Annotated in this window: 24 protein-coding genes; 9 read left to right on the forward strand and 15 right to left on the reverse strand. The window is 45.5% G+C overall.

Going from position 1 to position 25,595, the window contains the following annotated elements:
* The first annotated feature begins 33 nt into the window (after positions 1–33).
* From infC to rplT, 3 genes are all read left to right on the forward strand, one after another.
* Positions 34–576, forward strand: a complete 543-nt coding sequence (gene infC, locus VT06_RS04260) for a translation initiation factor IF-3 (RefSeq protein ID WP_046553040.1) — start codon at positions 34–36, stop codon at positions 574–576.
* A 91-nt stretch (positions 577–667) separates the two neighbouring features.
* Positions 668–865, forward strand: a complete 198-nt coding sequence (rpmI, locus tag VT06_RS17760; protein WP_082122441.1) for a 50S ribosomal protein L35 — start codon at positions 668–670, stop codon at positions 863–865.
* 16 nt (positions 866–881) lie between these two features.
* A complete protein-coding gene (rplT, locus tag VT06_RS04265; RefSeq protein ID WP_019676566.1) occupies positions 882–1,238 on the forward strand; it encodes a 50S ribosomal protein L20 in 357 nt (118 codons plus the stop codon).
* Positions 1,239–1,335: 97 nt separating this feature from the next.
* Here rplT and VT06_RS04270 read toward each other — a convergent pair whose 3' ends face one another.
* From VT06_RS04270 to VT06_RS04290, 5 genes are all read right to left on the reverse strand, one after another.
* A complete protein-coding gene (locus tag VT06_RS04270; RefSeq protein WP_046553041.1) occupies positions 1,336–2,454 on the reverse strand; it encodes an META domain-containing protein in 1,119 nt (372 codons plus the stop codon).
* 69 nt (positions 2,455–2,523) lie between these two features.
* Complete coding sequence (locus tag VT06_RS04275) at positions 2,524–3,399, reverse strand: alpha/beta fold hydrolase (RefSeq protein WP_046553042.1); 876 nt, start codon at positions 3,397–3,399, stop codon at positions 2,524–2,526.
* A 64-nt stretch (positions 3,400–3,463) separates the two neighbouring features.
* Entirely contained in the window at positions 3,464–4,090 is a 627-nt protein-coding gene (gene upp / locus VT06_RS04280) for a uracil phosphoribosyltransferase (RefSeq protein WP_046553043.1), read from the reverse strand.
* 31 nt (positions 4,091–4,121) lie between these two features.
* Positions 4,122–5,384, reverse strand: coding sequence for a DUF3391 domain-containing protein (locus VT06_RS04285; protein ID WP_046553044.1), 1,263 nt, complete (start codon positions 5,382–5,384; stop codon positions 4,122–4,124).
* A 122-nt stretch (positions 5,385–5,506) separates the two neighbouring features.
* Positions 5,507–8,110 (reverse strand): TonB-dependent siderophore receptor, encoded by a 2,604-nt coding sequence (locus tag VT06_RS04290; protein ID WP_052750165.1) that lies wholly within the window; start codon positions 8,108–8,110, stop codon positions 5,507–5,509.
* Between the two features lie 461 nt (positions 8,111–8,571).
* Here VT06_RS04290 and VT06_RS04295 point away from each other — a divergent pair, with 461 nt between their 5' ends.
* On the forward strand, positions 8,572–9,246 hold the full coding sequence (locus VT06_RS04295) for a TetR/AcrR family transcriptional regulator (protein ID WP_046553045.1): 675 nt from the start codon (positions 8,572–8,574) through the stop codon (positions 9,244–9,246).
* A 13-nt stretch (positions 9,247–9,259) separates the two neighbouring features.
* Positions 9,260–11,575, forward strand: a complete 2,316-nt coding sequence (locus tag VT06_RS04300) for an acyl-CoA dehydrogenase (RefSeq protein ID WP_046553046.1) — start codon at positions 9,260–9,262, stop codon at positions 11,573–11,575.
* A 75-nt stretch (positions 11,576–11,650) separates the two neighbouring features.
* Here the strand turns inward: VT06_RS04300 and VT06_RS04305 are convergent, their stop codons facing one another.
* A complete protein-coding gene (locus VT06_RS04305) occupies positions 11,651–12,694 on the reverse strand; it encodes an amino acid dehydrogenase (protein ID WP_046553047.1) in 1,044 nt (347 codons plus the stop codon).
* Between the two features lie 240 nt (positions 12,695–12,934).
* Here VT06_RS04305 and VT06_RS04310 point away from each other — a divergent pair, with 240 nt between their 5' ends.
* On the forward strand, positions 12,935–13,384 hold the full coding sequence (locus tag VT06_RS04310) for a DUF4826 family protein (RefSeq protein ID WP_046553048.1): 450 nt from the start codon (positions 12,935–12,937) through the stop codon (positions 13,382–13,384).
* An 85-nt stretch (positions 13,385–13,469) separates the two neighbouring features.
* On the opposite strand, the gene VT06_RS04315 is transcribed toward VT06_RS04310, so the two are convergent.
* The 6 genes from VT06_RS04315 to VT06_RS04340 all read right to left on the reverse strand — a co-directional run bounded on the left by VT06_RS04315 (position 13,470) and on the right by VT06_RS04340 (position 18,897).
* Positions 13,470–14,624 (reverse strand): cupin domain-containing protein, encoded by a 1,155-nt coding sequence (locus VT06_RS04315; RefSeq protein WP_046553049.1) that lies wholly within the window; start codon positions 14,622–14,624, stop codon positions 13,470–13,472.
* A 56-nt stretch (positions 14,625–14,680) separates the two neighbouring features.
* A complete protein-coding gene (purB, locus tag VT06_RS04320; RefSeq protein ID WP_046553050.1) occupies positions 14,681–16,051 on the reverse strand; it encodes an adenylosuccinate lyase in 1,371 nt (456 codons plus the stop codon).
* A gap of 15 nt (positions 16,052–16,066) precedes the next feature.
* Positions 16,067–16,696, reverse strand: coding sequence for a high frequency lysogenization protein HflD (hflD, locus tag VT06_RS04325; RefSeq protein ID WP_046553051.1), 630 nt, complete (start codon positions 16,694–16,696; stop codon positions 16,067–16,069).
* Between the two features lie 2 nt (positions 16,697–16,698).
* The gene (mnmA, locus tag VT06_RS04330; protein ID WP_046553052.1) at positions 16,699–17,802 is read right to left on the reverse strand and encodes a tRNA 2-thiouridine(34) synthase MnmA; all 1,104 of its coding nucleotides are present in this window, start codon (positions 17,800–17,802) and stop codon (positions 16,699–16,701) included.
* Between the two features lie 67 nt (positions 17,803–17,869).
* Complete coding sequence (locus VT06_RS04335; RefSeq protein ID WP_046553053.1) at positions 17,870–18,322, reverse strand: NUDIX domain-containing protein; 453 nt, start codon at positions 18,320–18,322, stop codon at positions 17,870–17,872.
* Positions 18,319–18,897 carry a pseudouridine synthase gene (locus VT06_RS04340; protein WP_046553165.1) on the reverse strand — a complete coding sequence of 193 codons (579 nt, stop codon included), beginning with the start codon at positions 18,895–18,897 and terminating at the stop codon, positions 18,319–18,321. The genes VT06_RS04335 and VT06_RS04340 overlap by 4 nt, the downstream gene beginning before the upstream one ends.
* 236 nt (positions 18,898–19,133) lie before the next feature.
* Here VT06_RS04340 and VT06_RS04345 point away from each other — a divergent pair, with 236 nt between their 5' ends.
* Positions 19,134–21,362 (forward strand): NADP-dependent isocitrate dehydrogenase, encoded by a 2,229-nt coding sequence (locus VT06_RS04345; protein WP_046553054.1) that lies wholly within the window; start codon positions 19,134–19,136, stop codon positions 21,360–21,362.
* 93 nt (positions 21,363–21,455) lie between these two features.
* On the opposite strand, the gene cspD is transcribed toward VT06_RS04345, so the two are convergent.
* Entirely contained in the window at positions 21,456–21,668 is a 213-nt protein-coding gene (gene cspD / locus VT06_RS04350; RefSeq protein ID WP_019676583.1) for a cold shock domain-containing protein CspD, read from the reverse strand.
* Positions 21,669–21,860: 192 nt separating this feature from the next.
* On the opposite strand from cspD, the gene clpS reads away from it, so the two are divergent.
* Positions 21,861–22,181: an ATP-dependent Clp protease adapter ClpS gene (gene clpS, locus VT06_RS04355; protein ID WP_046553055.1), complete on the forward strand. Its 321-nt coding sequence runs from the start codon at positions 21,861–21,863 to the stop codon at positions 22,179–22,181.
* A 52-nt stretch (positions 22,182–22,233) separates the two neighbouring features.
* Positions 22,234–24,501: an ATP-dependent Clp protease ATP-binding subunit ClpA gene (clpA, locus tag VT06_RS04360; RefSeq protein ID WP_046553056.1), complete on the forward strand. Its 2,268-nt coding sequence runs from the start codon at positions 22,234–22,236 to the stop codon at positions 24,499–24,501.
* Between the two features lie 72 nt (positions 24,502–24,573).
* Here clpA and infA read toward each other — a convergent pair whose 3' ends face one another.
* Both infA and VT06_RS04370 read right to left on the reverse strand, forming a co-directional pair.
* Positions 24,574–24,792 (reverse strand): translation initiation factor IF-1, encoded by a 219-nt coding sequence (gene infA / locus VT06_RS04365; RefSeq protein WP_019676586.1) that lies wholly within the window; start codon positions 24,790–24,792, stop codon positions 24,574–24,576.
* A gap of 96 nt (positions 24,793–24,888) precedes the next feature.
* Positions 24,889–25,593 carry an arginyltransferase gene (locus VT06_RS04370; RefSeq protein ID WP_200897905.1) on the reverse strand — a complete coding sequence of 235 codons (705 nt, stop codon included), beginning with the start codon at positions 25,591–25,593 and terminating at the stop codon, positions 24,889–24,891.
* Positions 25,594–25,595: the final 2 nt, after the last annotated feature.

A 25,595-nucleotide genomic window follows, 5' to 3' on the forward strand; every position in this document is an offset into this window, starting at 1 on the left:
AGCGTATAAGAATAATTTTCGGAGGAACATACTATTAAAGTAGGAAAGAAAACATTACCTGCAAACCGTCCTAACAGGATTAACGAAGAAATTAATTTGCCTGAAGTGCGATTAATTGGTGTCGAAGGTGAGCAACTGGGTGTAGTAAGTATTGCTGAAGCCATTCGACTGGCCGAGGAAGGTGGTTCTGATTTAGTTGAGATCAGCCCGACAGCCGAACCACCAGTATGTAAGTTGATGGACTACGGTAAGTTCCTCTTTGAAAAGAGCAAAGCGCTTAAAGAGCAAAAGAAGAAGCAAAAGCAGATCCAGATTAAGGAAATTAAATTCCGGCCTGGAACTGACGAAGGCGATTACCAGGTAAAACTACGCAACCTGCGTCGCTTCATTGAAGAGGGTGACAAAGCTAAAGTAACGCTACGCTATCGTGGTCGTGAAATGGCGCATCAAGAGATTGGCCTTGAAATGCTAACGCGTATTAAAGACGATTTAGCTGACATTGCCGTGTGCGAATCTTTCCCTTCACGGGTGGAAGGTCGTCAGATGATCATGATGCTGGCCCCAAATAAGAAGTAATAAGTGCCTTCAAGTTTATGACGCTGCGGCTTGCCGCAGTGTTTTAACGCCTTATTATTCGTTGTAACTTAACAATGCGAGTTTAATTACTATGCCAAAGATGAAAACCAATAAAGGTGCCGCGAAGCGTTTCAAAAAAACTGCTTCTGGTAACTTTAAACGTAAGCAATCACACCTTCGCCACATTTTGACGAAGAAGACTTCTAAGCGTAAGCGTCAGTTAGGTCCAAAAACCTTAGTCGCTAAAGTAGATATTGCCGGCTTAGTCCGTTGCATGCCGTACGCATAATTAACAGGAGTCAGAAATGCCAAGAGTAAAACGTGGTGTGACAGCGCGCGCGCGTCACAAGAAGGTGTTAAACCAGGCTAAAGGTTACTACGGTGCCCGCAGTCGTGTTTATCGGGTTGCTTTCCAGGCCGTTATCAAAGCCGGCCAATATGCTTATCGTGACCGTCGTCAACGTAAGCGTCAGTTCCGTCAACTGTGGATTGCGCGTATTAACGCGGCGTCACGGATGAATGGTTTATCTTACAGCCGTTTCATCGCAGGCCTGAAAAAAGCGTCTGTTGAAATCGATCGTAAGATCCTGGCTGATATTGCTGTATATGACAAAGCCGCTTTTACTGCTTTAGTATCTAAAGCAAAAGAAGCCTTAGTCTAATATAAGCTGATTGAACCATTAGCCAGCTAACCCTGGCTCAAAATACCCTCATTACCAATTGGTATGGGGGTTTTTTTTGCGCGGAAATTAGGGGGTGTTAGTTGAGAGCCGGTTTAAATTCGATTAGCAGGTTATTATCTTTAAACAACTGCAGTTTATCGCCGTTAACTTCAGCCCGATCGGCGGCTTGCAGCGAGCGTGAAAATTGTTGTTCGAGCTGGTTACTGTCACTGCAAAATTTCTGGGTACTGGCCAGCCCGGCAATATTTAAACGATTAGCTTGTTGTTGGTAATTACCATTAAAATTATTGCAGCCAGAGGAGCCATAGAAACGGTCTTGTTGATCAAATATAAGCCTAACATTAAGCTGCTGCGGCAGATAACGGCCAGCCAACTTTTCTGCACGCCAGACAATACCTTGTAATTTTCCTTCGGAAAAAGGATCAGGACAGACGGCATTGGGCCAAAATTGTTCGAATTTTTCGATTAACAGTTGGGTTTGCCCTTGTTCATCATCGCTTTTACGGCCAATCAGGGTTGCTATAACTGCGCTGTTACGAAAACGCTGATCTTGCTGGTAATGGCGCATCATTGGCAGATGGTGCTGGGTATTGGCTACCATCAGGCTTTCGCCAGATTGACACAAGGTGAAGGTTGCCTGATTGTCTTTCAATAAATACAACCCCAGCATGGGCTGGCGGGTATCGAGCTTAATAAAAGTACTTTCACGTGTTAGTTGATAATTCAGCGCGGAGCTAATTGGGTTACCAGCCAGATCGAGCATGGCTAATCGATTATTACTGCTAAAATAAAAAGCGGGTAAGGTGTGTTGTTGATTCACCAAATGCAGATTGCGTTTTTCCAGCAACCAAATCCCTTTAATAATAGTGATATCACCGCGTTCCAGGTATTCCTGGCGTACTTCAAAGCGGCCATCACGGTGCAGGTTTAAATGATAGTGAATACCGGGACAATCGGCACAGGGCAGGGTACCGCTAAAGCTGACATCGTTGTCGATAAAAATTTGTTCAAAATTAGTGGCAACAGCTTCTGTTGTTTCGCTATTAGGTACCGATTCGTCAGTTACCGCTGGCTGCACTGGTTTTGTTGTTGTCATGTCTTTAGCGGTCATGTTTTCTGGGGTAACGCGCTCAGGCGCAGGCAGTTGGCTGCACCCTGCCAATACCAATGCTGCCAGTACTAAGGACTTTTTCATCTGTCTACCCTGAATCAATTTTGCAGCATTATAACGTAATGCTCCGCGCTATATAATGTCAATTTTACCTTAACCGATATTCAAATACTGCAGCATCAGTTGTGCGGTTAGTTCAGGAGCTTCTTGCATAAAACAATGGCCACCTTCGGTAATGATACTTTGCACTGCCGGGTTACAACTTTGCCATTTTTTTACTGCTTTGCTGACAAAAGGATAACTACTGTTGCCATACACTACCAGCAGTGGCAAACAAGGCTGGCTTAGCTGTTGCCACAATTTATCGGGGTAGGAGCTAAATATTTCGGCTTCGCGATCAGGTTGACATTTTAAGCTGATACCTTGCTCAGAAGGTGCCATAGCATGCTCAATATAGGCAGCTAACGCTGCTGGTTGCCAGTTTTTAAACATACCACGATTGGTAAGGTAGTCCAGAGCCGCTTTTTTATCTGGCCAGTGTTGGCGGCGACGTAAAGCGGCCTTTGCCATCGGATTTTTTCGATATAAACCAACACCATTTAACGAGCGCATCACGGTTAGCATTGATGGGGTAAATAGTACTGGATCGAGTAAAATAACCTGGCTGAACGGGCTGTCGGCTTTACAATGCATCAGTGCGGTAAGTACCCCGCCAAAACTATGGCCCACGCCAATAATATGCTGACCAATAAACAAATGACGATGAGCCTGTAAGGCGGCTTCTGCCAATTGTGCACTGACGTTCCAACCTAAAAAAGGCCCCCCATGATCACTATCACCATGACCTTGAGCATCGGACAAGAAAAAATCAAAATAGGGCGCTAAGTGTCGTAATAGTGGCAGGTAAGTACGGCTACAAAAACCATTACCATGCAGCATATGTAACAATGGTTTACCGCTGGGTTGGCTATGATAACCCCGTAAAGTGAAACCATAATGAGTAGGGTAGTGCCAGGGAATTAAATCCACAAATCATGCTCAGTAATAAAAGGGTCACAAAGTGCCATGTTTTTCTAGGGCAGGCAAGCGGCCTTTAGCGGGTGCCGAATAATTTATCACCGGCATCGCCAAGGCCAGGTAAAATATAGCCTTGCTCGTTCAAGCCATCATCAATGGCCGCGGTGTACAGTTCAATATCGGGATGTGCGGCGCTAAGTGCTTTAATACCTTCTGGTGCGGCCACTAAAACCAGTGCCTTAATGCGCTGACAACCTTGTTTTTTCAATAAATCTATAGTGGCTATCATTGACCCGCCGGTGGCTAGCATAGGGTCGACTACCAGTGCCAGCCGTTGATCTAACTCAGCTGCTAATTTTTGAAAGTAAGGTACAGGTTGTAAGGTGGTTTCGTCACGATAAATACCAACCACACTGATCCGGGCGCTGGGTAACAGATCCAGTACGCCATCGAGCATACCTAAACCCGCCCGAAGAATAGGTACTATGGTGACTTTTTTACCCTGAATTTGCTCTATCTGACAGGGACCACTCCAGGCATCAATGCTGGTGGTTTCGGTAGGTAAATTTTTGGTGGCTTCATAAGTTAGTAAACTGCCCAGTTCAGCGGCTAACTGTCGAAATTGTTTAGTGCTGATATCGGCTGCCCGGAGCAACCCAATTTTGTGTTGAACCAGCGGATGTTTTACTTCAGTCACTTGCATGCTGTATTCCTTCGCTTTTATTAATAATGCTCTAGCTTGGTTTGCCCTGCACATAGTAACTGACCTGCGCTCTGGGGTTAAGATATTCTCTTACACGCTCTGGCAAACTAGCAATATTGAGCACTTTGCTGATGCTAAGCTCGTCGCTATCAAGGCTAATTACCGGCGCTTCCAAACGGGGTACTTCAGGCTCATAAATCATAACGTTAGGTTGCAGCAGGCTATCACTGTTTACTGACATTACCATCGCAATCCGCTGATCGCTTAGCATTACCACGGTACCTGGCGGGTAAACGCCCATCATTTTAATCATTACCCGCATGATTTTATCATCCAGCTTACCTTTCATGCTCCGGTACAAATACGCCAGCGCATGATGAGGTGAGCGGGCTTTAGCCGGGTCTGCTGGATGACACAGGTTATCGAACTCATTAACCACAGCGACAATATGTGCCAGATGGTTTATATGATCTTTAGTAAGTGCTTTCGGATAGCCGCTACCGTCTTGATATTCATGGTGCTGTTCAACGATAGGTATGGCTTGCAGCGGAAAACTTTCGGCCAGCGCCAGCAAATCTGTACCATATTTGGTATGCATTTTTAATAAGTTTTGCTCTGGAGTGGATAATGTTGTGGTTTTACGCAAAATCTGACTGGGAATTTTCAGTTTCCCTATATCGTGAAATAACGCGCCAATACCAATAATGTTGATATCGGAAGCACTCAGGCCAAGATCACGCGCCAACATCATACTGACAATAGAAACGTTAAGCACATGGTAGTACATGGTTTCCTGATCTTTATTGCCCGATGAAATTAAGTGCAACACCAGGCTTTCAGCATTGACGATAGTATCGACCAGCTGGCCAATAAGTTCTGCTGCTTCATTAACGGCATTTAAAGGCCGGTTGTTGACTTGTTTCATCAGGCTACGTACCTGATTGAGTGAATGGTTAAAGGCTTTCTCAGTTTTCTGAATATCACGCCGATGGGCTTTAGCTTGTTCTATCCGCTGCATTTTCTCTGCCAGCATGTTGGACTGTGCTTCAGATAGTTTACTGTTAAATTCAATTTCTTCACCCTCAGACAACTCAGTAGTATCAGGGGGTATCTGCCGGCTTTTCTCCGGATAAAAATAGACAAAATCCAGGTTCAGGTTTTTAACAATATATAATTGTTGCTGATTTTCAATCAACATATCATTTGATAAAAATGGATGCTTCATCCAGCCACTGGGTAATTTAATGGCATACCCTAATTTGATTTGGTCAGGTTTAATTTTTAGGGCAGACAAACACTACTCCAATAAGGGGGTACACTGCGAATGTCACTGAGTTTATGAGATATTGAGTAAGTTCGCCAGCTTAAAAAAAGTTAAAGGGGCTATGCAGCCCCTTTAATGGCGTGCCGCGTTAATTAAAAATTAACGGTATAACGTAAGGTCCATAACGTGCCTATCCAGTCGTGCACTGAGCTGGCGTAACCATTAGTAGGTGAGGACGCATAAGGCGGTTTTTCATCAGTTAGGTTGCGAATAGACAACAACAGCCGCTGGTTATCCGTTAGCTCGTAGCCTACACTGCCGCTGAAGACCAGCCAGGCATCAACGGTTTCATTGCCACCAAATTTAAAATCACCGTCACCTAGCTCACTAATGTAATGTGCGGACAAACTGGCGGTCCAGTTATTCAGGCGCCAGTCGGTGCCAACATCAGCAACAAAGTCTGGCCGGGCGATTTCATTGGCGCCACTTAATTTACCCAGTAAATCTTCTGTGCCACTTTCTGGGTTAATCTGCCGCTCATAAGAGAAGGTTTTGGTGCCGGCGGCAAACAGTTTAAAGGTACCAAAGTTACTGGTATCCAGTTGATAATTAATTTTAACATCAACACCATCGGTTTTCTGGCTACCAACGTTAAAAAAGCCAGTCCTGAGGAAAACCAAATCATTACCGCTATCCAGTACACAACCAAATTCGCCGTTTAAGTCGGTTATACTGTTGGTGGTGGGGGCGGTACCGGCAATACAGGCTTTTAAGGTGGTGTTAGCATCCACATCGACAATATCGGTGTGCTCATAACGCCAGTAGTCAGCGGTAACTTGCAATTTGTCGGTCAAATTCCATGAAAAACCAACATTAATTGCTTCGGAGTTCTCTGCATCTAAGCCCCGGTTTCCAATCGTTTCCTGATCAAGTTCTAACTCGCCAGCTGAAGCACCAAAATTACCACACAATGCGTCGAAGGGTTGGTCAGCACCACAATTTATATATGCTGAGCTTAATGATTCGCCGGCGCCTAGCTGCGATAATGATGGTGCCCGAAAACCAGTGCTCCAGGAGGCTCTAAGCACTACATCGTCAGTAGCACGGTAACGTAGGGATAACTTAGGATTAGCGTCGCCACCAAAGTCACTATAATGGTCGTAACGCAAGGCGGCAATCATATCTAAGCTATCAGTAAGTGGCAGGTTAAATTCACCGTATACTGCGTACTGTGTACGATCAGCTGCGGCATCGCTAGCGCCCAGTGCAAACACGCCACCGCTTTGAGCAATCAGTGCTGGTCGATCAAAAATATCTTCACTTCTGAATTCACCACCAAATACTGAACTGATATTACCGGCAGGCAATTCAATGGCTAAGTCACCAGCGATATTAAAATCAACAGATAACACCTCTGATTCACCGACGCGAGGTGCCAGCTCTCTTACTGCTGCAATAGCAGAGTCAGTATTATTGCGGCCTAAATTAAAAGGGTTAAAAGCGCCTGCAGCAATACCCGCTACTACTTTATCAATACCCATATAGCCCTGAACGTGGGTAATTTCATTGTCTGTTTTGCCATAGGTGGCGGCGGTTTCCCATGACCATAATCCTAACTCACCGCGTAAACCGGCTAATAAACGGTAACTGGTAGTGTCATAATCTTGTACCCGGGTTTCTGGGAAGCGTGATCGCACCCGAATTTGGTTTACCTGGCCATTAGCCGCATCAATATCACGTGCCCACTGCGGCACTAATGGCGAGTTACCCGCTAGCCGAACATCAAATGCAGCAGCACCGTCATACGCTGAGCCGGTGTTATTCTGCAACATTGCTTCGGCAAAAAATTCGCTGCCATTAAGGAGTTGGTAGTTATGATGTAAAGTAGCACCGATGGTGGTGGTATCGGGTTGAATGGCCCGTTCAATAACATAGTCATAACGACAGCGGGTGCCGCCGTTGCTAACGTCGCTACCACACCATGGCTCAGCATAATCGACACCATCAATGCTTACTCGGGTACTGGATTTTAAGGTAACCTCCACTGGCCGGTCACTGTTAAACAGGGCATTGCGGTCAAAATAATCTACCACCAGAGTGGTGTTGCTGTTTTCAGTATTAAAGCCACCAACATAAGTCAGATTGGTACGGCCAAAATTGCTGCTTTTAGTATCATCGCCATAAGATACTGACACTTCATGACCTTCGACGTCTTTACGCAGAATAAAGTTAATAACCCCGGCAATGGCGTCTGAACCATAGACTGATGAAGCACCGTCAGTCAGTACTTCAACCCGCTCTAATGCCGACATTGGAATCGAGTTAACGTTAACAAAAGAATCAAAGCCGTTAGTAAAAGAATCGACGGCGATCCGGCGGCCATTTACCAGTACCAGGGTAGAACTACTGCCTAACCCACGCAAACTAACACCAGAAGAGCCTGCCGGTGAGCCATCTGCGCCGCCCACACCACCATTTTCGGTAAAGGTACCGGCACTGGATGCCTGTGGTAAGTCACGTAAGAAAGAACCGACACTGTCATAGCCGCGGCGGGTCATATCTTCGCGGCTAAACACTTGCACCGGGTTTGCACCTTCCAGATCGACGCCTTTTAAACGTGAGCCGGTGATCTGAATTTTTTCAATTTTTTGTTCTTCAGCAGAGGTTTCCTCCGCTGCCAATGCCTGTTGACCGGTAGTCGCGAGAATAACTGCCGCACTGATGGTGGATAGCTTCATTTTTGCTTTAAAGTACATACACATTCCTCTGCATTACAAACGTTGCCTTTAACGGCAATCTGATTAAAAAAGGGAAAAGTGCGTCAAAGCAGAAGCGAATAGATATAACCCGCACACAATTTAAGGGCAGCAAATAGCTGAAGCAATTTTAAATGTGATAAAGGGAAACCTCTGCCTGACGCAGAGGGAGAACTAATTGTTAAACCATTCAGAAAGGTAAAAAGGAGAGCAATAGTAATAAGGGTTGATAGCACATATTTGCATCAAATTACTCTCCGGTTAGTTAGCATATGAACAAATCTCGCTCAGTAGCAATGTAATGTCAAGGCATTTTTATAAGTTCCGTCAAGCAAGTTTTTTAAAACAAAACCAGTATAAAACATTTTGCTGTGTTGTCGGACCAGTAGCTGATATCTGGCTTGACAAGAATAAGATTCAAACGTACATTTCAAACACTTGTTTAAATTTATGTGGTGAACATGGTCGCAAAACAAAACACCCAACAAAAAATTCTGGACGCGGCCCAATCGTTGTTTGCGGAAACCGGTTTTAATGATACGTCATTGCGCCAGATCACCAGTTTAGCTGAAGTGAACCTGGCGGCTGTGAATTATCATTTTGGTTCAAAAAAAGAACTTATTCAGGCGGTTTTACAACGTTATTTAAGGGTGCTGATGCTGAGATTAGATCAGGAATTTAACCGGCTACTGGCTGCGCAACACCCTAATAACCTGACTAAGGTATTGGCAGTATTTGTAAAACCCTTATTGGAGCTAAACTTAGTAAACCCGAACGGTACCCGGATTTTTTTACAGCTACTAGGCAGGGGTTACTCAGACGTTCAAGGGCATTTACGTTGGTTTATTAACCATCATTATGGCCGGGTATTAGATAAGTTTGTGTTACTGGTGCAGCAATCCTGTCCAGAGTTACCCGCCAGTGAGTTGTTTTGGCGCTTACATTTTTCGCTTGGCACCATTGTATTTACCATGGCCTCAAACGAGGCGCTGGCTGAAATTGCCCAGGCTGATTTTAGTGAAGAAGTTGATATAGAGGGCGTTATTCAACGTTTATTACCTTATCTGGCTGCGGGCATTGCTGCACCGGTGTTTATTAGTTTACAACCTCAGCAGCAGTTGCGCTCAGGTACTTAGAGGAAATTTTGTTATGGCTATAGTGTTAATTTTGGTGTTGGCTGTTGTCATTGTGCTCGCCGTAACTGACATCCGGCGCAGCCTGATCAGTAAACCGGTATTTGCCGTGTTTAAAAAAATCTTACCACCACTGTCTGATACTGAGCGTGAAGCAATGGAAGCGGGTGATGTGTGGTGGGATGGTGAGTTATTTAAAGGCAAACCTGACTGGCAAAAACTACACAGTATTCCAAAAGCAGAGCTATCAAAAGATGAGCAGGCTTTTATGGATAACCAGGTTGAAACGTTACTGGCGATGCTGGACGATTATAAAATTGTGCAGGAAGATCGCGATTTACCAAAAGCGGTCTGGGATTATATAAAAAGCGAAGGCTTTTTTGCGATGATTATTCCGAAAGCCTATGGCGGTCGTGAGTTTTCTGCTATTGCCAATTCTACTATTGTAGCGCGTATTGCCAGCCGAAGTTTAACCGCGGCAGTCACCGTAATGGTGCCTAACTCGTTAGGCCCGGGTGAGTTATTAATGCATTATGGCACCCAGGCTCAAAAAGATTTTTGGTTACCCACATTAGCTAACGGCACCGATGTGCCTTGTTTCGCCTTAACTGGCCCGGAAGCTGGCTCAGATGCCGGTAGTATTCCGGATACTGGTGTTATTTGCAAAGGCGAGTTTGAAGGTAAAGACGTTATTGGTATTAAATTAAACTGGGACAAGCGCTATATCACATTGGCACCAGTAGCCACCGTGCTGGGGCTGGCATTTAAGTTGTACGATCCTGAGCAACTATTAGGTGACAAAGAAGATCTGGGTATCACCTGCGCTCTTATTCCAACCAGCCATAAAGGCGTTGAAATTGGTGACCGTCATTTTCCAATGAATATGGCATTTATGAACGGCACGACTTACGGTAAAGACGTATTTATTCCAATCGACTGGATTATTGGCGGGCCAGATTATGCCGGTCGCGGCTGGCGCATGCTGGTCGAATGTTTGTCTGCCGGACGCGGTATTTCGTTGCCGGCACTGGCCACGGCTACCGGGCATCTGGCAACCCGCATGACCAGTGCGTACGGTTACGTGCGCCAGCAATTTGGCATGTCAATTGGTAAATTTGAAGGTGTGCAAGAAGGCATGGCTCGTATTGGTGGCTTAACATACACCTTAGAAGCCATGCGGGTAATGACAGCAGGTGCCATTGACTTAAAGCTTAGCCCGTCAGTGGTTACTGCTATTGCCAAATACCATATGACTGAAATGTCGCGTACCTTGTTAAATGATGCCTTTGATATTCATGCAGGTAAAGCCATTCAATGCGGCCCCATGAATTACATGGCACATGGTTATATGGGAACCCCTATTTCGATAACGGTAGAGGGGGCTAATATTTTAACCCGTAACCTGATGATCTTTGGTCAGGGCGCAACCCGCTGTCACCCCTACGTACTGGCTGAACTTGAAGCAGCGGCAAATCCAGATGCAGAAGAAGGCTTAAAACAGTTTGATCAATTGCTGCTTAAGCATGTTGGCTTTGCCATTGGCAATACGTTCTCTGCCTTGTGGCAAGGGTTGACTGCCGGCGCCTTTAACGATGCACCGGTAGCTGGTGAAACGGCTCGTTACTACAAGCAGTTGAGCCGGATGAGCCGCGCGTTAGCATTAAGCGCAGATGTTTCCATGCTGATGTTAGGTGGCGAGTTAAAACGCAAAGAAATGTTGTCAGCCCGATTAGGTGATGTATTGAGTCAGCTGTATATTGCTTCAGCAGTACTTAAGTTTTATGAGGATAATGGCCGGCAGCAAGTAGATTTACCCTTTGTCCACTATGGCGTGCAACGGGCCTTGTTTGAAATTGGTAAAGCTTTTGATGGTTTCCTGGAAAACTTTCCCAATCGGGTGGTATCTCGGGTTATTCGTACGTTGGTGTTCCCATTTGGTATTGGTTATAAAATGCCGGGTGATGATATTGCGATGGCCATTTGCGCCGCGCTGGCAAAACCAGGCGTGATCCGCGATCGCTTAACGCATTTATGTTTTATAGGTGCTGCTGAGGATGATGCTACTGGCCTGATGGAATCTGCATTTATTGCCGTGCATAACGCACAGCCGTTAATGAAGAAAATAATTCAGGCACAACGCGAGGGTAAACTGGCGCGTAAATTACCATTGGCTGACAGTATTGCTCAGGCGCACGCGCTGCAACTCATAACCGACCCTGAAGCCGCCCAGTTAAATGAAATGAACCGGTTACGCTTTAAATCCATTTCGGTTGATAGCTTTAAACCAGAGGTATTATCGGCGATGGCAATTAATAAACGAAACGCCGCCTGATATTAAAGTGGTTGAATTATCAACAAAAAACCGGAGCTAATAACTCCGGTTTTTTTATAGCTGCTAAGGGTTTGCTTATGGCTTACCGCGGCGAATAATTTCTTGCGCCATTACATCGGCAACATCACTGGTCGGTTTATCTTCGGCATCGGCCCGCTGAAAAATATTCAGCAGGGTATTATAAATAGCGTTAACTTTAGCCGTTGACTCGACGGCGTTGTAACCTTCAGAGCGCATTTCGCAAGCAACGTTAATAATGCCACCGGCGTTAATAACATAATCTGGTGCATATAAAATACCGCGTTGGCGCAGCATTTCACCATGCCGGGCTTGTTTTAACTGATTGTTGGCACAGCCGGCAATCACTTTGGCTTTTAACTGCGCAATGGTTTCATCATTTAGTGTCGCACCCAAGGCACATGGCGCATAAATATCAGCATCTACAGCGTAAATGCCGTGCAAACCGACAGCTGTTGCGCCAAATTGACTGATTGCCCGTTCAATAGAGGCCTGATTAATGTCAGTAACAATTAGTCTGGCACCTTCTTTATGTAAATAGTCACACAAGGCATAACCCACACTACCAAGGCCTTGTACCGCAACTGTTTTACCAGCCAGTTCGGCTGAGCCAAATTGATGCAGGGCTGCGGCTTTTATGCCCTGGTAAGTACCTAATGCCGTAAATGGGCCCGGATTACCGCTTTTGCCTTCTAAACCAGCAACAAATTGCGTTTCTTTATTAACCTGCATAATATCGGCAGTAGTAATATTTACATCTTCCGCGCTGTAATAACTACCGCCAAGCCGCTGCAACATGCGGCCAAAGGCCCGAAATAACGCTTCCGATTTAATGGTTTTAGCATCACCAATTATTACCGATTTGCCACCACCTAATGGTAAGCCAGCCATGGCATTTTTGTACGTCATGCCGCGAGACAAGCGCAGCACATCAACAATAGCTTCTTCATCGCTGGCATAGTTCCATAAACGGCAACCGCCAACCGCAGGACCTAAACGGGTGCTGTGCACAGCAATAATGGCCCGCAGACCGGTTTCCTGATCACTGCAAAACACCACTTGTTCATGGTTGTCGAATTCAGGATGGTTAAATACTGCCACGGCTTATTCTCCCTCGATAGTAATAAAGTTAATGCTGGTCTGGTAAAATAACGGCTATAACGCCTTATTTTTGCGCCGCGGAATGTAACATTTCAATCGGGATTACGCTATATTCCCTTGAAAATAAGCACTGGTCTTACAAGGTAATTGTCGACAATTATTACGGGTGCTTGATTGTCGTTGCCGACTGCCTTACAGTAGCCAAAATGTATATGTCAAAATTTTAATTGGAAGAAAAAAATGAGTGAGCAGTTAACTCAGGTTCAACAACAAGAACAACAAGCTGCCCAAGAGCAACAACGGGCAGAGTGGGTTAGAAATCAATATCAAAAGGCTAATCAGTACTTAGCCAGCAAGGGTATCATTCCTGACAATGTTGCTATTACAGAAAGCCGCTATTTACCACCGCTGGTCGCGCTGTGGAAGCTTAATACCAAAGACAAGCAAGCTTTTTGGGTGATAAGTGGCGACTTACCCACTGATCATATGCCGTTTTCTGCCGCAGCATCGGCCCGTGACGCGATGCGCTCGTTCTCATTAAACTGGCAATTAAAAGCTGAGAACATTATGAATAGCGCCACTGTTGATAAAACGCAGTTTGAGTTTTCTACGTTATTAGTAAAGCGTGCAGAGGGATTATATGATTTATTTGAAGATGAAGCGTTGTGGCAGAGCCCATCACAGGCTTAAACTGTAACGCTTAGCGTACAGTCTAATAAAAAACCGCAGAATATGCGGTTTTTTAATGATGACAGCCAGATTATCTTAGCAACGTTTACTGCTCGAAATACCAGTATCCCAAATTTATTAACTGTACCAGTAAATCTAAACGTTGTGCTAATGCTATAAAATGCAGGCATTGTTGTTCATCTAATCGGCGATGTTCACACAGTAGTTTGGCGGTGGCAAGCTCATCCGGCGGCAGCAGGTACTGCTCGCCATTAATAAACAAGGCAATATCTGCAGCAGAGTCAGCCTGATGATAGCAACAGCGTAAACCACCGGTAAGCGCTAAAACTGAACCTTCTTCCAGGTATTCGGCAACTTCAGCAGGCTGATAATGCGGGTCGGGTTCTTGTAAATCTAACTCATGCTTAGCCCGACTGATGTATTGGCCAAACCACAGCGGCAAACTGGTTTCATCGCTGACCAGCTGTTGTAACAACTGTTTTACTTGTGCTAAATCGGTAATGGCCAATTCGCCAATATTATGGCTTATCTGCCGCTCAGGATCAGTAAAGCGCTTGCCACTAATATCATTGTCGATTAAATAATCAGCCAAACCGGTCAGTAAATCTTTTTGCGCTGGTGCTCTAAAACCTACTGAATAATTTAAGCTATTTTCCAGCGAGATACCTTCATGTGGGCAGCCCGGTGGAATATACAACACGTCGCCCGGTTCCATTATTACATCGATACAGGCGGTGAACGGGCTGATTTGCAATAAACGCGGATGCGGGCAAAACTGCTGCAACTTACTATCAGGCATACCTACCCGCCAGTGCCGCTGGCCCAGCCCCTGAATAATAAAAACATCATATTGATCTAAATGAGGACCGACTCCACCACCGGGAGTTGAGAAGCTGACCATTAAATCATCGATACGCCAATTGGGGATAAAGCGAAACGGCTCAAGTAACGTTGCGGCAGCAGCATGCCAATGATCAACAGCTTGCACCAGGATAGTCCAGTCACGTTCACCAAATTGCTCAAAATCGGTAAAAGGGCCGGTTTCCAGTTGCCATTTGCCGTTACTACATTGCACAACGCGCGACTCAACTTCCTCTTCCATTGCTAGACCAGCCAGTTCGTCTGGTGACAATGGGTCCTCAAAGTGAGCAAACCCTTGCTTTAGCAATAGCGGTTTTTTCTGCCAAAACTCGGCTAAGAAGCGTGCTGGCGTTAACTCAGCAAAATTAAGTACGTACATACTAAGCATCCATTTAAACAAGCATGGCTTGATAAATAAGTTAAGGCAAGCTGCGGTTAAGGCAGCTTATCGACCAGGGCAATTGCATCGCCAATATAGTTTGCTGGTGTCAGCTGTTTAAGCTCGGTTTTAACCTGCTCTGGCAGCTCGAGACTGTCAATAAACCGGGCCAAATCTGCCTGGTTAATCCGTTTGCCACGGGTCAGTTCTTTCAGTTTTTCGTACGGTTTTTCAATGCCGTATTTACGCATTACGGTTTGTACTGGCTCTGCCAGCAACTCCCAGTTAGCATCCAGTTCGGCCAGCAATGCTGGTGCATTAACCTGTAGTTTGCTAATGCCCTTCAGAGTCGCCTGATAGGCGATTAAGGTGTAACCAAAACCCATGCCCAAGTTGCGTAACACGGTAGAATCGGTCAGATCGCGTTGCCAGCGTGAGACCGGTAGTTTGGCCGACAAGTGGTTAAATAAGGCATTAGCAATACCCAGGTTACCTTCTGAGTTTTCAAAATCAATTGGATTCACTTTGTGTGGCATGGTGGATGAGCCAATTTCACCAGCAACGGTTTTTTGCTTAAAGTGGCCAAGTGCAATATAGCCCCAGATATCACGATCAAAATCGAGCAATATAGTGTTAAAACGGGCCACGGCATCAAACAACTCAGCAATATAATCGTGAGGCTCAATTTGTGTAGTGTAAGGGTTAAAACGTAAGCCAAGGTTGCTGACAAACTGCTCGGCAAACTGGTGCCAGTCAACTGCCGGGTAAGCGGATAAGTGAGCATTGTAATTGCCAACGGCGCCGTTAATTTTACCCATAATATCTACTGCGGCAATCTGATCGCGCTGGCGCTGCAAGCGAGCGAACACATTAGCCATTTCTTTACCCATGGTAGTAGGTGAAGCAGGTTGACCGTGAGTACGTGCCATCATGGCTACCGTTTTATGCTCAACCGCCAGATGTTTAATGGCCGCCAGCAGGGCATCGCACTGCGGCAGTAATACGTCGCTGCGTGCCTGGCTTAGCATTAAGCCGTGCGACAAATTATTAATATCTTCTGAGGTGCAGGCAAAATGAATAAATTCATTAATGGCATTTAGCTCGCTATTGCTGGCGACTTTTTCTTTTAACAGATATTCAACGGCTTTTACGTCATGGTTGGTGGTGCGTTCAATATCTTTAACCCGCTGAGCGTCAGCCAGACTAAAATTGTCGACAATATCATCAAGCAACTGATTTGCCGCCAGCGACAACATTGGAACTTCAGTAATGGCAGGTGATGCTGCTAATTGCTGTAACCAGCGCACTTCAACGGTAACCCGATATTTGATCAGTGCAAATTCACTAAAATAAGGCCGCAAGTCAACTGTTTTGCTGCCATAGCGGCCGTCAACCGGGGATATGGCGGTAAGGGCATTAAGTTCCATGAACACTCCTGAAAATTATGGTGTTGTTTGCGCCAGCATTTGCTCCGCGGCGGCAACCAGTTTACGACGTTTAAAAATAAAATTAAGCCGGCTGCCGCCCGCCTGACGCCACAGTACCGCGGCGCGAACTGCCGCCAGTAATAGGGCCCGTACTTTCTGCTGCACGGGTGTTTGCTTAAGTAAGTCTGGCTGGCCATGTACCTGGATCCGGCTGCCGAGGCTGCTGATGCAGTCACTGTAAATATCGGCTAATCGGCCCACAATAGTCTCGTCGGTTACTTCAAAATGTTGTAACTGGCGTTCCAGCTGACCAAGTTGTTTGCCCAGTTCTGCCATATTGCCCGGATTTTTATGTAGCTTTCGTTCCAGGGCTAACACCCCAACCAGATAGCGGGTCAGTTCAACATCTTTTTTCGGGGTGTCGCCAAGCTGATCAATCATCAGTTGTAAACCAGTGCCGATGTTTGCCAGGTTGTCACCAAACACGGCCAGTGGTGATGTCGGCGCCAGATTAGCAATACTGGCCAAACTGATTTTATAATTCTCAGGCTCCAGTTTGTTATGTCGTGCCAGGCTTTGCAGTAAACTAACAGCCTGACACAGGCCTGCCAGCGCAATAATTTGGGTGTTTAAAGAGGGTTGCATAGTTATTTAATGGCCTCGTCGATAATGCCGCCGCCTAAACAAACGTCATCTAGATAAAAAACCGCAGATTGACCCGGGGTTACCGCTTTTTGTTGCTGTTCAAACAACACCTGACATTGGCCATTAGCCAGTGGGGTCAGTGTGCAGTTAATATCGGTCTGCCGATAACGGGTTTTTACTGTGCAGCAAAGTGGCGCAAGCGGACCTTGGCGATCTACCCAATGCAACTGGCTTGCGAGCAGGCCACTGGCCAATAATGCTGGGTGATCATGGCCCTGTGCAACTAATAACTGGTTATGTTGTAAATCTTTTGCTACCACGTACCAAGGTTCATCTGTACCATCCCGTAATCCACCAATTTTCAGGCCTTTACGTTGGCCCAGGGTGTGATACATCAGGCCATCGTGCTGACCAACAAGTTTGTTATCATCAATACTGACAATATCGCCTGGTTGCGCCGGTAAGTAGTGCTGTAGAAAATCTTTAAATTTGCGCTCACCAATAAAGCAAATACCGGTAGAGTCTTTTTTATCGTGAGTAATTAAGCCTTGTTGTTCTGCTATCGCCCGCACGGCTGGTTTCTCCAGCTCGCCTATGGGAAATAAGGTTTGGCTCACATGCTCTTCACCGAGAGTGTATAAAAAGTAGCTTTGATCTTTATTGCTGTCTAAACCGCGTAATAATTGCCAGTGACCATTTTGATGGCGCCGACGGACATAATGGCCGGTGGCAATGTAATCTGCGGCTAAAGCTTCAGCGGCAAATTCAAGAAATGCTTTAAATTTTATTTCTTTATTACAAATGATGTCGGGATTTGGAGTGCGGCCAGCCTGATATTCTGCTAAAAAATACTGAAATACATTATCCCAGTATTCGGCAGCAAAATTCACTTTATGCAAAGTAATGCCCAGTTTGTCGCAAACCTGCTGTGCATCCTGCATATCTTCAGCTGCCGCGCAGTATTCATCATTATCGTCTTCTTCCCAGTTTTTCATAAAAAGACCTTCAACTTGATAACCCTGTTGGATTAGCAAATAGGCCGATACTGAAGAATCTACGCCGCCGGACATGCCGACAATGACTTTTTTACTGCTGTTATCGATCATTACACCACGAGGCTCTAACAAAAAATAAGGCGCGCAGTGTAGCACTAATTTAGCCGGTAAAAAATTGTTATCGCGGGTTCTGAATTAGTTTCAGTGGCATTTTTTGACCGGCAAGATAGCTCTGTATGGCATCAGTTACCAGTGCGCTGCGCACAGGAAGCGGATGGTTGCTAAGCTCGGTAGCGCTTAGCCAATGCAGTGCCAGTATGTCGGGATCTTGTGGTTGATAATGTGCTGGTAAGCTGGCAGGCTCAAATATCAGATTAATTCTGACAAAATTCAGGCCCGCAGTGTGTAATTGTGAAATACCCAGCCAGCTGTCAGGTTGCAGTGCTAGGCCCGTTTCTTCTAACAGCTCGCGACTGCCTGCACTAAGTACGTCTTCGTCGGCTTCCATATGGCCAGCAGGCTGGTTTAACACCCGGCGCTTGGTCAGTTTATCAATTTCCTCTACCAGTAAAAATTTTTGCTGATAGAACACAATGGCGGCAACCGTTAAGCGAAGCTGAGTTCGGTTCATAAATTCACTACCTGATATTCTCCGGGTTGCAGTTGGTCAATCTGCCACGGGCCAATCTGGCTTCGCACCAGGCGCAAAGTGGCGAAACCGACCGCTGCAGTCATTCGTCTTACCTGACGATTACGTCCCTCACTGATAGTTAGACTTATCCAACTGGTAGGAATGTTAGCCCGGAAGCGAACCGCTGGCTGGCGCGGCCATAATAACGGTTGCGCAATACGTTTGGCCATTGCCGGCAAGGTGGGACCATCGTTTAACAATACGCCCTGTCGAAGTAGCGCCAACGCCAATTCAGTAATGTCGCCTTCAACCTGCACCCAATAAGTTTTGGCAGCTTTATGCTTAGGATCGCTTAGCTGGTGTTGCGTTTGGCCGCAATTCGTTAGCAATAATAAACCTTCGCTATCACGGTCAAGTCGTCCCGCCGGATACACGTCTTTTAGCGGAATATAGTCAGCCAAAGTAGCGCGGGGTGGGGTACTGTTATCACTAAATTGACTAAGTACATCGTAAGGTTTATTGAACAAGACTAATAATGGATGGTCTACTTTAGTCTTATTGTTTTTTTTGCTGATTGGCTTATGTTGCTTGTGGCGAACTGGTGTTGAGTGAGTCAAGGCTATTTCCTATAAATAAAATAACGCTGCAGCCAACGTGCTAAAGGGCAGGCGCGACAGTGCCTGTTTTAATCAGTGTGATGCTGATATACTATTTACCGTTGTTTTTGCTGCGTTTTAAACAATAACCACCGTTTTACAGTGTTAGCGCGGCACTCCCGTGGACATTCTGCGATTACAATACAGGAACTAACATGTCGAAAGAAAGTGCAAAAATCATTTATACCATTACTGATGAAGCGCCAGCTCTGGCTACTCATTCTTTGTTACCTGTAATTCAGGCCTTTTCTGCGGCTGCAGGTATTGCTGTCGAAACCCGCGATATTTCATTATCGGGACGTATTATTGCCAGTTTCCCGGATTTTTTAACCACCGAGCAGCACCTTAACGATGCGCTGGCAGAGTTAGGTGAAATGGCGAAACAGCCTGATGCCAATATTATTAAGCTACCAAATATCAGTGCTTCGGGGCCACAGCTAAACGAGGCTATTGCCGAATTGCAACGCCAAGGCTATGCCTTACCTGACTATCCTGCTGAGCCGAAAAACGAGCAAGAGCAGAATATTAAAGGCCGCTACGATAAAATTAAAGGCAGCGCGGTGAACCCGGTACTGCGAGAGGGCAACTCCGATCGGCGTGCCCCGGCGTCGGTTAAGCAGTATGCCCGTAAAAACCCCCATAGCATGGGGGCCTGGCAAGCTGATTCTGCATCACACGTTGCTCACATGAGCCATGGCGATTTTTACGGTTCGGAGCAATCAACGACGGTAGCTGCCGCCGATAGCTTGCGGATTGAATTACACCAGACAGATGGTGAGGTAACGGTATTAAAAGATAAATTAGCGGTGCTGGCTGATGAAATTATTGATGCGGCTACGATGAGTGCTAAGGCGCTTCGCGACTTTTACGCTACTGAAATTACCGATGCCAAAGCGAAAAATGTTCTATTTTCACTGCATTTAAAAGCCACCATGATGAAAGTGTCTGATCCCATCATGTTTGGCCATGCCGTAAAGGTATTTTATCAGGAAATATTTAGCCAGTATGGCGAAGAGTTTGCCGCTTTAGGGGTAGATGTTAGCAATGGTTTAGGTGATGTTTATGCCAAAATAAAAAGCTTGCCGGCGGCTAAACGACAAGAAATTACTGACGCTATTGCGGCACTATATACCAGCAAGCCAGCGATGGCGATGGTAAATTCAGACAAAGGTATTACGAATTTACATGTACCCAGTGATGTAATTATTGATGCCTCTATGCCAGCAATGATCCGTAGCTCAGGCCAGATGTGGGGCCCGGATGGTCAGTTAAAAGACACTAAGGCGGTCATTCCAGATCGTTGCTATGCCGGTGTTTATCAAGAAACCATTACATTTTGTAAGGAAAATGGTGCATTTGACCCACGTACTATGGGCTCGGTGCCTAATGTTGGTTTAATGGCACAAAAGGCCGAAGAATATGGCTCGCATGACAAAACTTTTGAAATAACCACTAAGGGCACGGTTAAAGTGCTTAACAGTAAAGGTGAAGTGTTATTTAGTCATGCGGTCGATAAGGGTGACATCTGGCGGATGTGTCAGGTAAAAGATGCGCCTATTCGTGACTGGGTAAAACTTGCGGTAAATCGCGCACGGTTAAGTGGCACGCCAGCTATTTTTTGGTTGGATAGTCAGCGGGCACATGATGCTCAGCTGATTAACAAAGTTGAACGATATTTAAAAGATCACGATACCAGCGGTCTTGATATTCACATTATGGCGCCGGTTGCAGCTACCCGTTACACCCTTGACCGTATTAAACAAGGTTTGGATACCATTTCAGTAACCGGCAATGTGCTACGCGATTACCTTACTGATTTATTTCCTATTTTAGAACTGGGTACCAGCGCTAAAATGTTGTCAGTAGTGCCGTTAATGAACGGTGGTGGTTTGTTTGAAACCGGCGCCGGTGGTTCTGCTCCTAAGCATGTTGAGCAATTTGTTGAAGAAAACCATTTGCGTTGGGATTCGCTTGGTGAGTTTTTGGCACTGGCCGCATCATTAGAGCACTTATCGCAGGTAACCGGTAATAGCGCGGCGAAAGTGCTGGCTGACAGTTTGGATAAGGCTACCGCGACCTTTTTAGATAATGATAAATCGCCACGGCGTAAAGCCGGTGAACTGGATAACCGCGGCAGTCACTTCTATTTAGCGCTGTACTGGGCACAGGAGCTGGCAGCTCAAACTACTGATACCAAACTGGCAGAGCGTTTTAAAACGCTGTCAGATGCTATGCAGGCGAATGAGCAGCAAATTCTCTCTGAGTTAAATGGTGTGCAGGGTAAAGCGGTAGACATTGGCGGGTATTATCGTCCGGATGATAAATTAGTTGGCGCCGCAATGCGTCCAAGCACCACATTAAACCGTACATTACAGGCATTGTAAGTAAGGTTGTCAGCTGAATAATAAAAAAGCAGGCATGGTGCCTGCTTTTTTGTTAGTAGATGCCGATGCCAGGTCGGTACAGCAATGAAAACGTTATTCTTCGCCGGGGAGCTTAATATTTACAGCATGGAGCCCTTTAGGGCCCTCAGATAGATCGAACACCACATCCTGGCCTGCTTTTAGCGTGCGGTAGCCATCCATGCTAATGGTAGAATAATGCGCGAAGATATCTTCATCACGGCCATCTTCACGAATAAACCCGAATCCTTTGGCATTATTGAACCATTTTACTTTACCGGTAGCCATACTACTTACTTCCTTCTCTTAGTTAGCTATATTCTGTATTGTAGAGTGAACTTGAAGGGGACTTGTTGTGCCCCAATATCTACTGTAGATAATTTAAGCAAACAGTCAAGCTATTTGCAAAAATAGTGCGATTTTTTTACTAATTTTTAATAAAAGCGCCTTTGCTGGTTGGCGCAGGCATGGCTATAGTTTATGAGCGGCAAGCAAAATTTTGACACGAAACACGATGATCTGGCAGAGCTAACCCGACAACAGGTTGCTCCGCCATCGATGTATAAGGTAATTTTACACAACGACGACTACACTCCTATGGACTTTGTTATCAATGTGCTAACCCATTTTTTTAATATGCAATACGAAAAAGCCAGTGAAATAATGTTGAAAGTACATTATGACGGTAGCGCAGTGTGCGGAATATTTACCGCTGAAATTGCCGAAACTAAAGTACAACAGGTGGTACAGTATGCCAAAGAGCATCAGCACCCTTTGTTGTGCACGATGGAGCGCGCTTAGGTATGTCTTGGCATGGTCTGGAAGTGGTTCTCAGGGGTATTGGGAGTGAGCTATGTTAAATAAAGATCTGGAACTAACGCTTAATTTGGCGTTTCGGTTTGCGCGTGAACGCCGGCATGAATATATGACAGTAGAGCATTTACTACTGGCATTGCTGGATAACCCGGCAGCAACAGAGGCGTTAACGTCTTGTGGTGCTAATATTGAAAAACTACGATCGGAGCTGGCCAGTTTTATTGACTCAACTACGCCGGTGTTGCCCGATGGTGAGGTAGAGCGTGATACCCAGCCAACACTGGGCTTTCAGCGGGTACTACAACGTGCAGTTTTTCATGTGCAGTCTTCTGGCAAGGCGGAGGTAACCGGGGCGAATGTGTTGGTGGCTATTTTCAGTGAGCAGGAGTCGCAGGCCGTTTATCTGCTGAAAAAAATTGAGATAAGCCGCCTTGATGTGGTGAATTTCATTGCGCACGGTGTTACAAAAACTGAAAAACTTGAGCAGCATGAAGACCGTTCGCAGGAAGAGTTAAGTGATCCAGTTGCTGAAGAAAACAAATACCTGGAAAACTTCACGACAAATTTAAATGTACAGGCCAAAAACGGCCATATTGACCCGCTAATAGGCCGGGATCGTGAAGTTGAGCGTGCAGTGCAGGTGTTGTGTCGGCGCAAGAAAAACAACCCGTTACTGGTTGGTGAAGCGGGTGTGGGTAAAACGGCCATTGCTGAAGGCCTTGCTTATCGCATTGTGCAACAGCAAGTGCCAGAGGTTATTGCCAATGCCACCATTTATTCACTGGACATGGGTGCGTTGCTGGCGGGTACTAAATACCGCGGTGATTTTGAAAAGCGTTTAAAATCATTACTGAAAGAGCTAGAAAAAGAAAAAGATTCTATTTTATTTATCGATGAAATTCACACGATAATTGGTGCGGGTGCTGCGTCTGGTGGCGTTATGGACGCATCGAATCTGATAAAACCATTGTTGTCTAGCGGCCGGTTGCGCTGCATGGGTTCAACCACTTATCAGGAATATAAAAGTATTTTTGAAAAAGATACCGCGTTGGTGCGCCGCTTTCAAAAAATTGATGTTCTTGAGCCGAGTGTCGAAGACACCACACGTATTTTAATGGGGTTAAAAGATAGATACGAGCAGCATCACAATGTCCGCTATACCCAGAAAGCCATTCGAGCTGCGGCAGAGTTGTCGGCAAAATATATTAATGAGCGGCACCTGCCTGACAAAGCGATAGATGTTATTGATGAAGCCGGTGCCAGTCAGCGTTTATTACCAGCATCGAAACGGAAAAAAGTAATTAATGTTGCTGAGATAGAACATGTGATCGCCAAAATGGCTCGTATTCCAGAAAAATCAGTATCGGCATCTGACAAAGATGTATTGGCAAATTTAGATCGCAACCTGAAATTAGTGGTATTTGGCCAAGATGAACCGATAGAAGTATTAACGTCAGCTATTCGGCTATCGCGCTCAGGCTTAGGTAACGAAGAAAAACCGATTGGTAGTTTCTTGTTTGCTGGCCCAACGGGAGTTGGTAAAACTGAAGTAACTAAACAGCTTGGCAAAGTGATGGGTGTTGAACTGCTCCGCTTTGATATGTCTGAATACATGGAACGCCACGCTGTAAGCCGGTTAATTGGGGCACCACCGGGCTATGTTGGTTTCGAGCAAGGCGGCTTATTAACAGACGCCGTGTCAAAACACCCCTATTCGGTGGTATTGCTTGATGAAATTGAAAAAGCTCATAGCGACGTCTACAACATTTTATTGCAGGTTATGGACCATGGCACCTTAACGGACAACAACGGCCGCAAGGTTGATTTCAGGAATGTGGTACTGGTGATGACAACTAACGCTGGCGTACAAGAAACTATTCGTAAATCGATTGGTTTTAAACAGCAAGATCATAGCCACGATGCACTAAGTGAAATTAACCGTACTTTTAGCCCGGAGTTTCGTAACCGGCTGGATGGCATTATTTGGTTTAAACACCTGGCTGCCGACATTCTGTTGCAAATTGTCGACAAATTCGTTTGTGATTTACAGGTACAGTTAGATAAAAAACAGGTATCAATGGAATTAACCGCGGATGCGCGGCAGTGGTTGGCTGACAAAGGTTATGATCAGGCCATGGGGGCACGGCCAATGGCGCGGGTTATTCAGGAGCATCTGAAAAAACCATTAGCGAATGAAATTTTATTTGGTCGTTTACTGCATGGTGGTGATGTGAAGATCAGCTTACATAAAGACGAATTGGTGTTTGATTACCAGACAGAGCAAGATTTGGCGTTGATCGATTAACGCTAATTTTTAACAATATAGAATAAAACAAAAAACCCGGCAGCAACCGGGTTTTTTGTTAATAAAGCTATTTTATCGCTGACGGAAAACGATTCGGCCTTTGCTTAGATCATAAGGCGTTAATTCAACGGTAACTTTATCGCCTGTTAAAATACGGATATAGTTCTTGCGCATTTTGCCAGATATATGTGCGATAACCACATGACCATTTTCCAGTTCAACTTTGAACATGGTATTCGGCAATGTATCCAGGATGGTACCTTGCATTTCAATTACGTCTTCTTTCGCCATTCAGCGTACTCGCCTCTATAAATTTGGGGTGAACCTTTAAAAAACTGCGCAGATTGTGCCGAAATCACAGCAATAAGTAAAGCAGCAAGCGCTTTTTTAGGCAAAAGAGTGCCAATGTCCCTGAATAAAGCGTTGTTGCGGCCGGAATTCGGCCTTATAAGCCATTTTTTGACAGGCGCTTACCAGATAACCTAAATAAACAAATTGCTGATTATCGCGTTTCGCCTGAGTAATTAAATACATAATAGCTAATTTGCCCGGCGAAAATTGCAGGTAAGTTGCCGCAAAAAAAGTATACACCGCCGAGTAACATTTGCCAGGCGCATCGATAATGCTGACACTGACCAGCTGATCGTCCTGATAAATTTCCAGAAAACGCACCGGAAGCCAATGACAATTTATCATACTAATTAGTTGCTGCTCTGTTGCCGGAAACATAATGCCATCATCGTGTTTAAAAGCAATGTAGGCTGAAAATAGCGGATAGTAGCGGCTGATATCGGCTTGATCAATCAGTTGATAGCGTAACCCTGCGGTTTGTGCTTTTTTCAATATTCTGCGCTGGCTTCGAGATGGTTGCCAGTGCTCCGGGCTTATTCGTACCGATTGGCAAGCGCGGCATGTCGGACAATGCGGTGTATAGGTTTGCTCGCCGCTGCGCCGAAAATTTGATGCCAGCAGCTGTTGATATAACGCTGCACTGACGGGTTCAGCCGGAAGTAATACTGCTAGTTGCTCTTGTTGTTGCTCAAGATAGCTACAGGGGTTAGGCTGTGTTATTCCAAATTGTAAGGGTGCCATGG

Origin of the sequence: Arsukibacterium sp. MJ3 (assembly GCF_000987765.1) — a bacterium.
Taxonomy (GTDB): domain Bacteria; phylum Pseudomonadota; class Gammaproteobacteria; order Enterobacterales; family Alteromonadaceae; genus Alishewanella.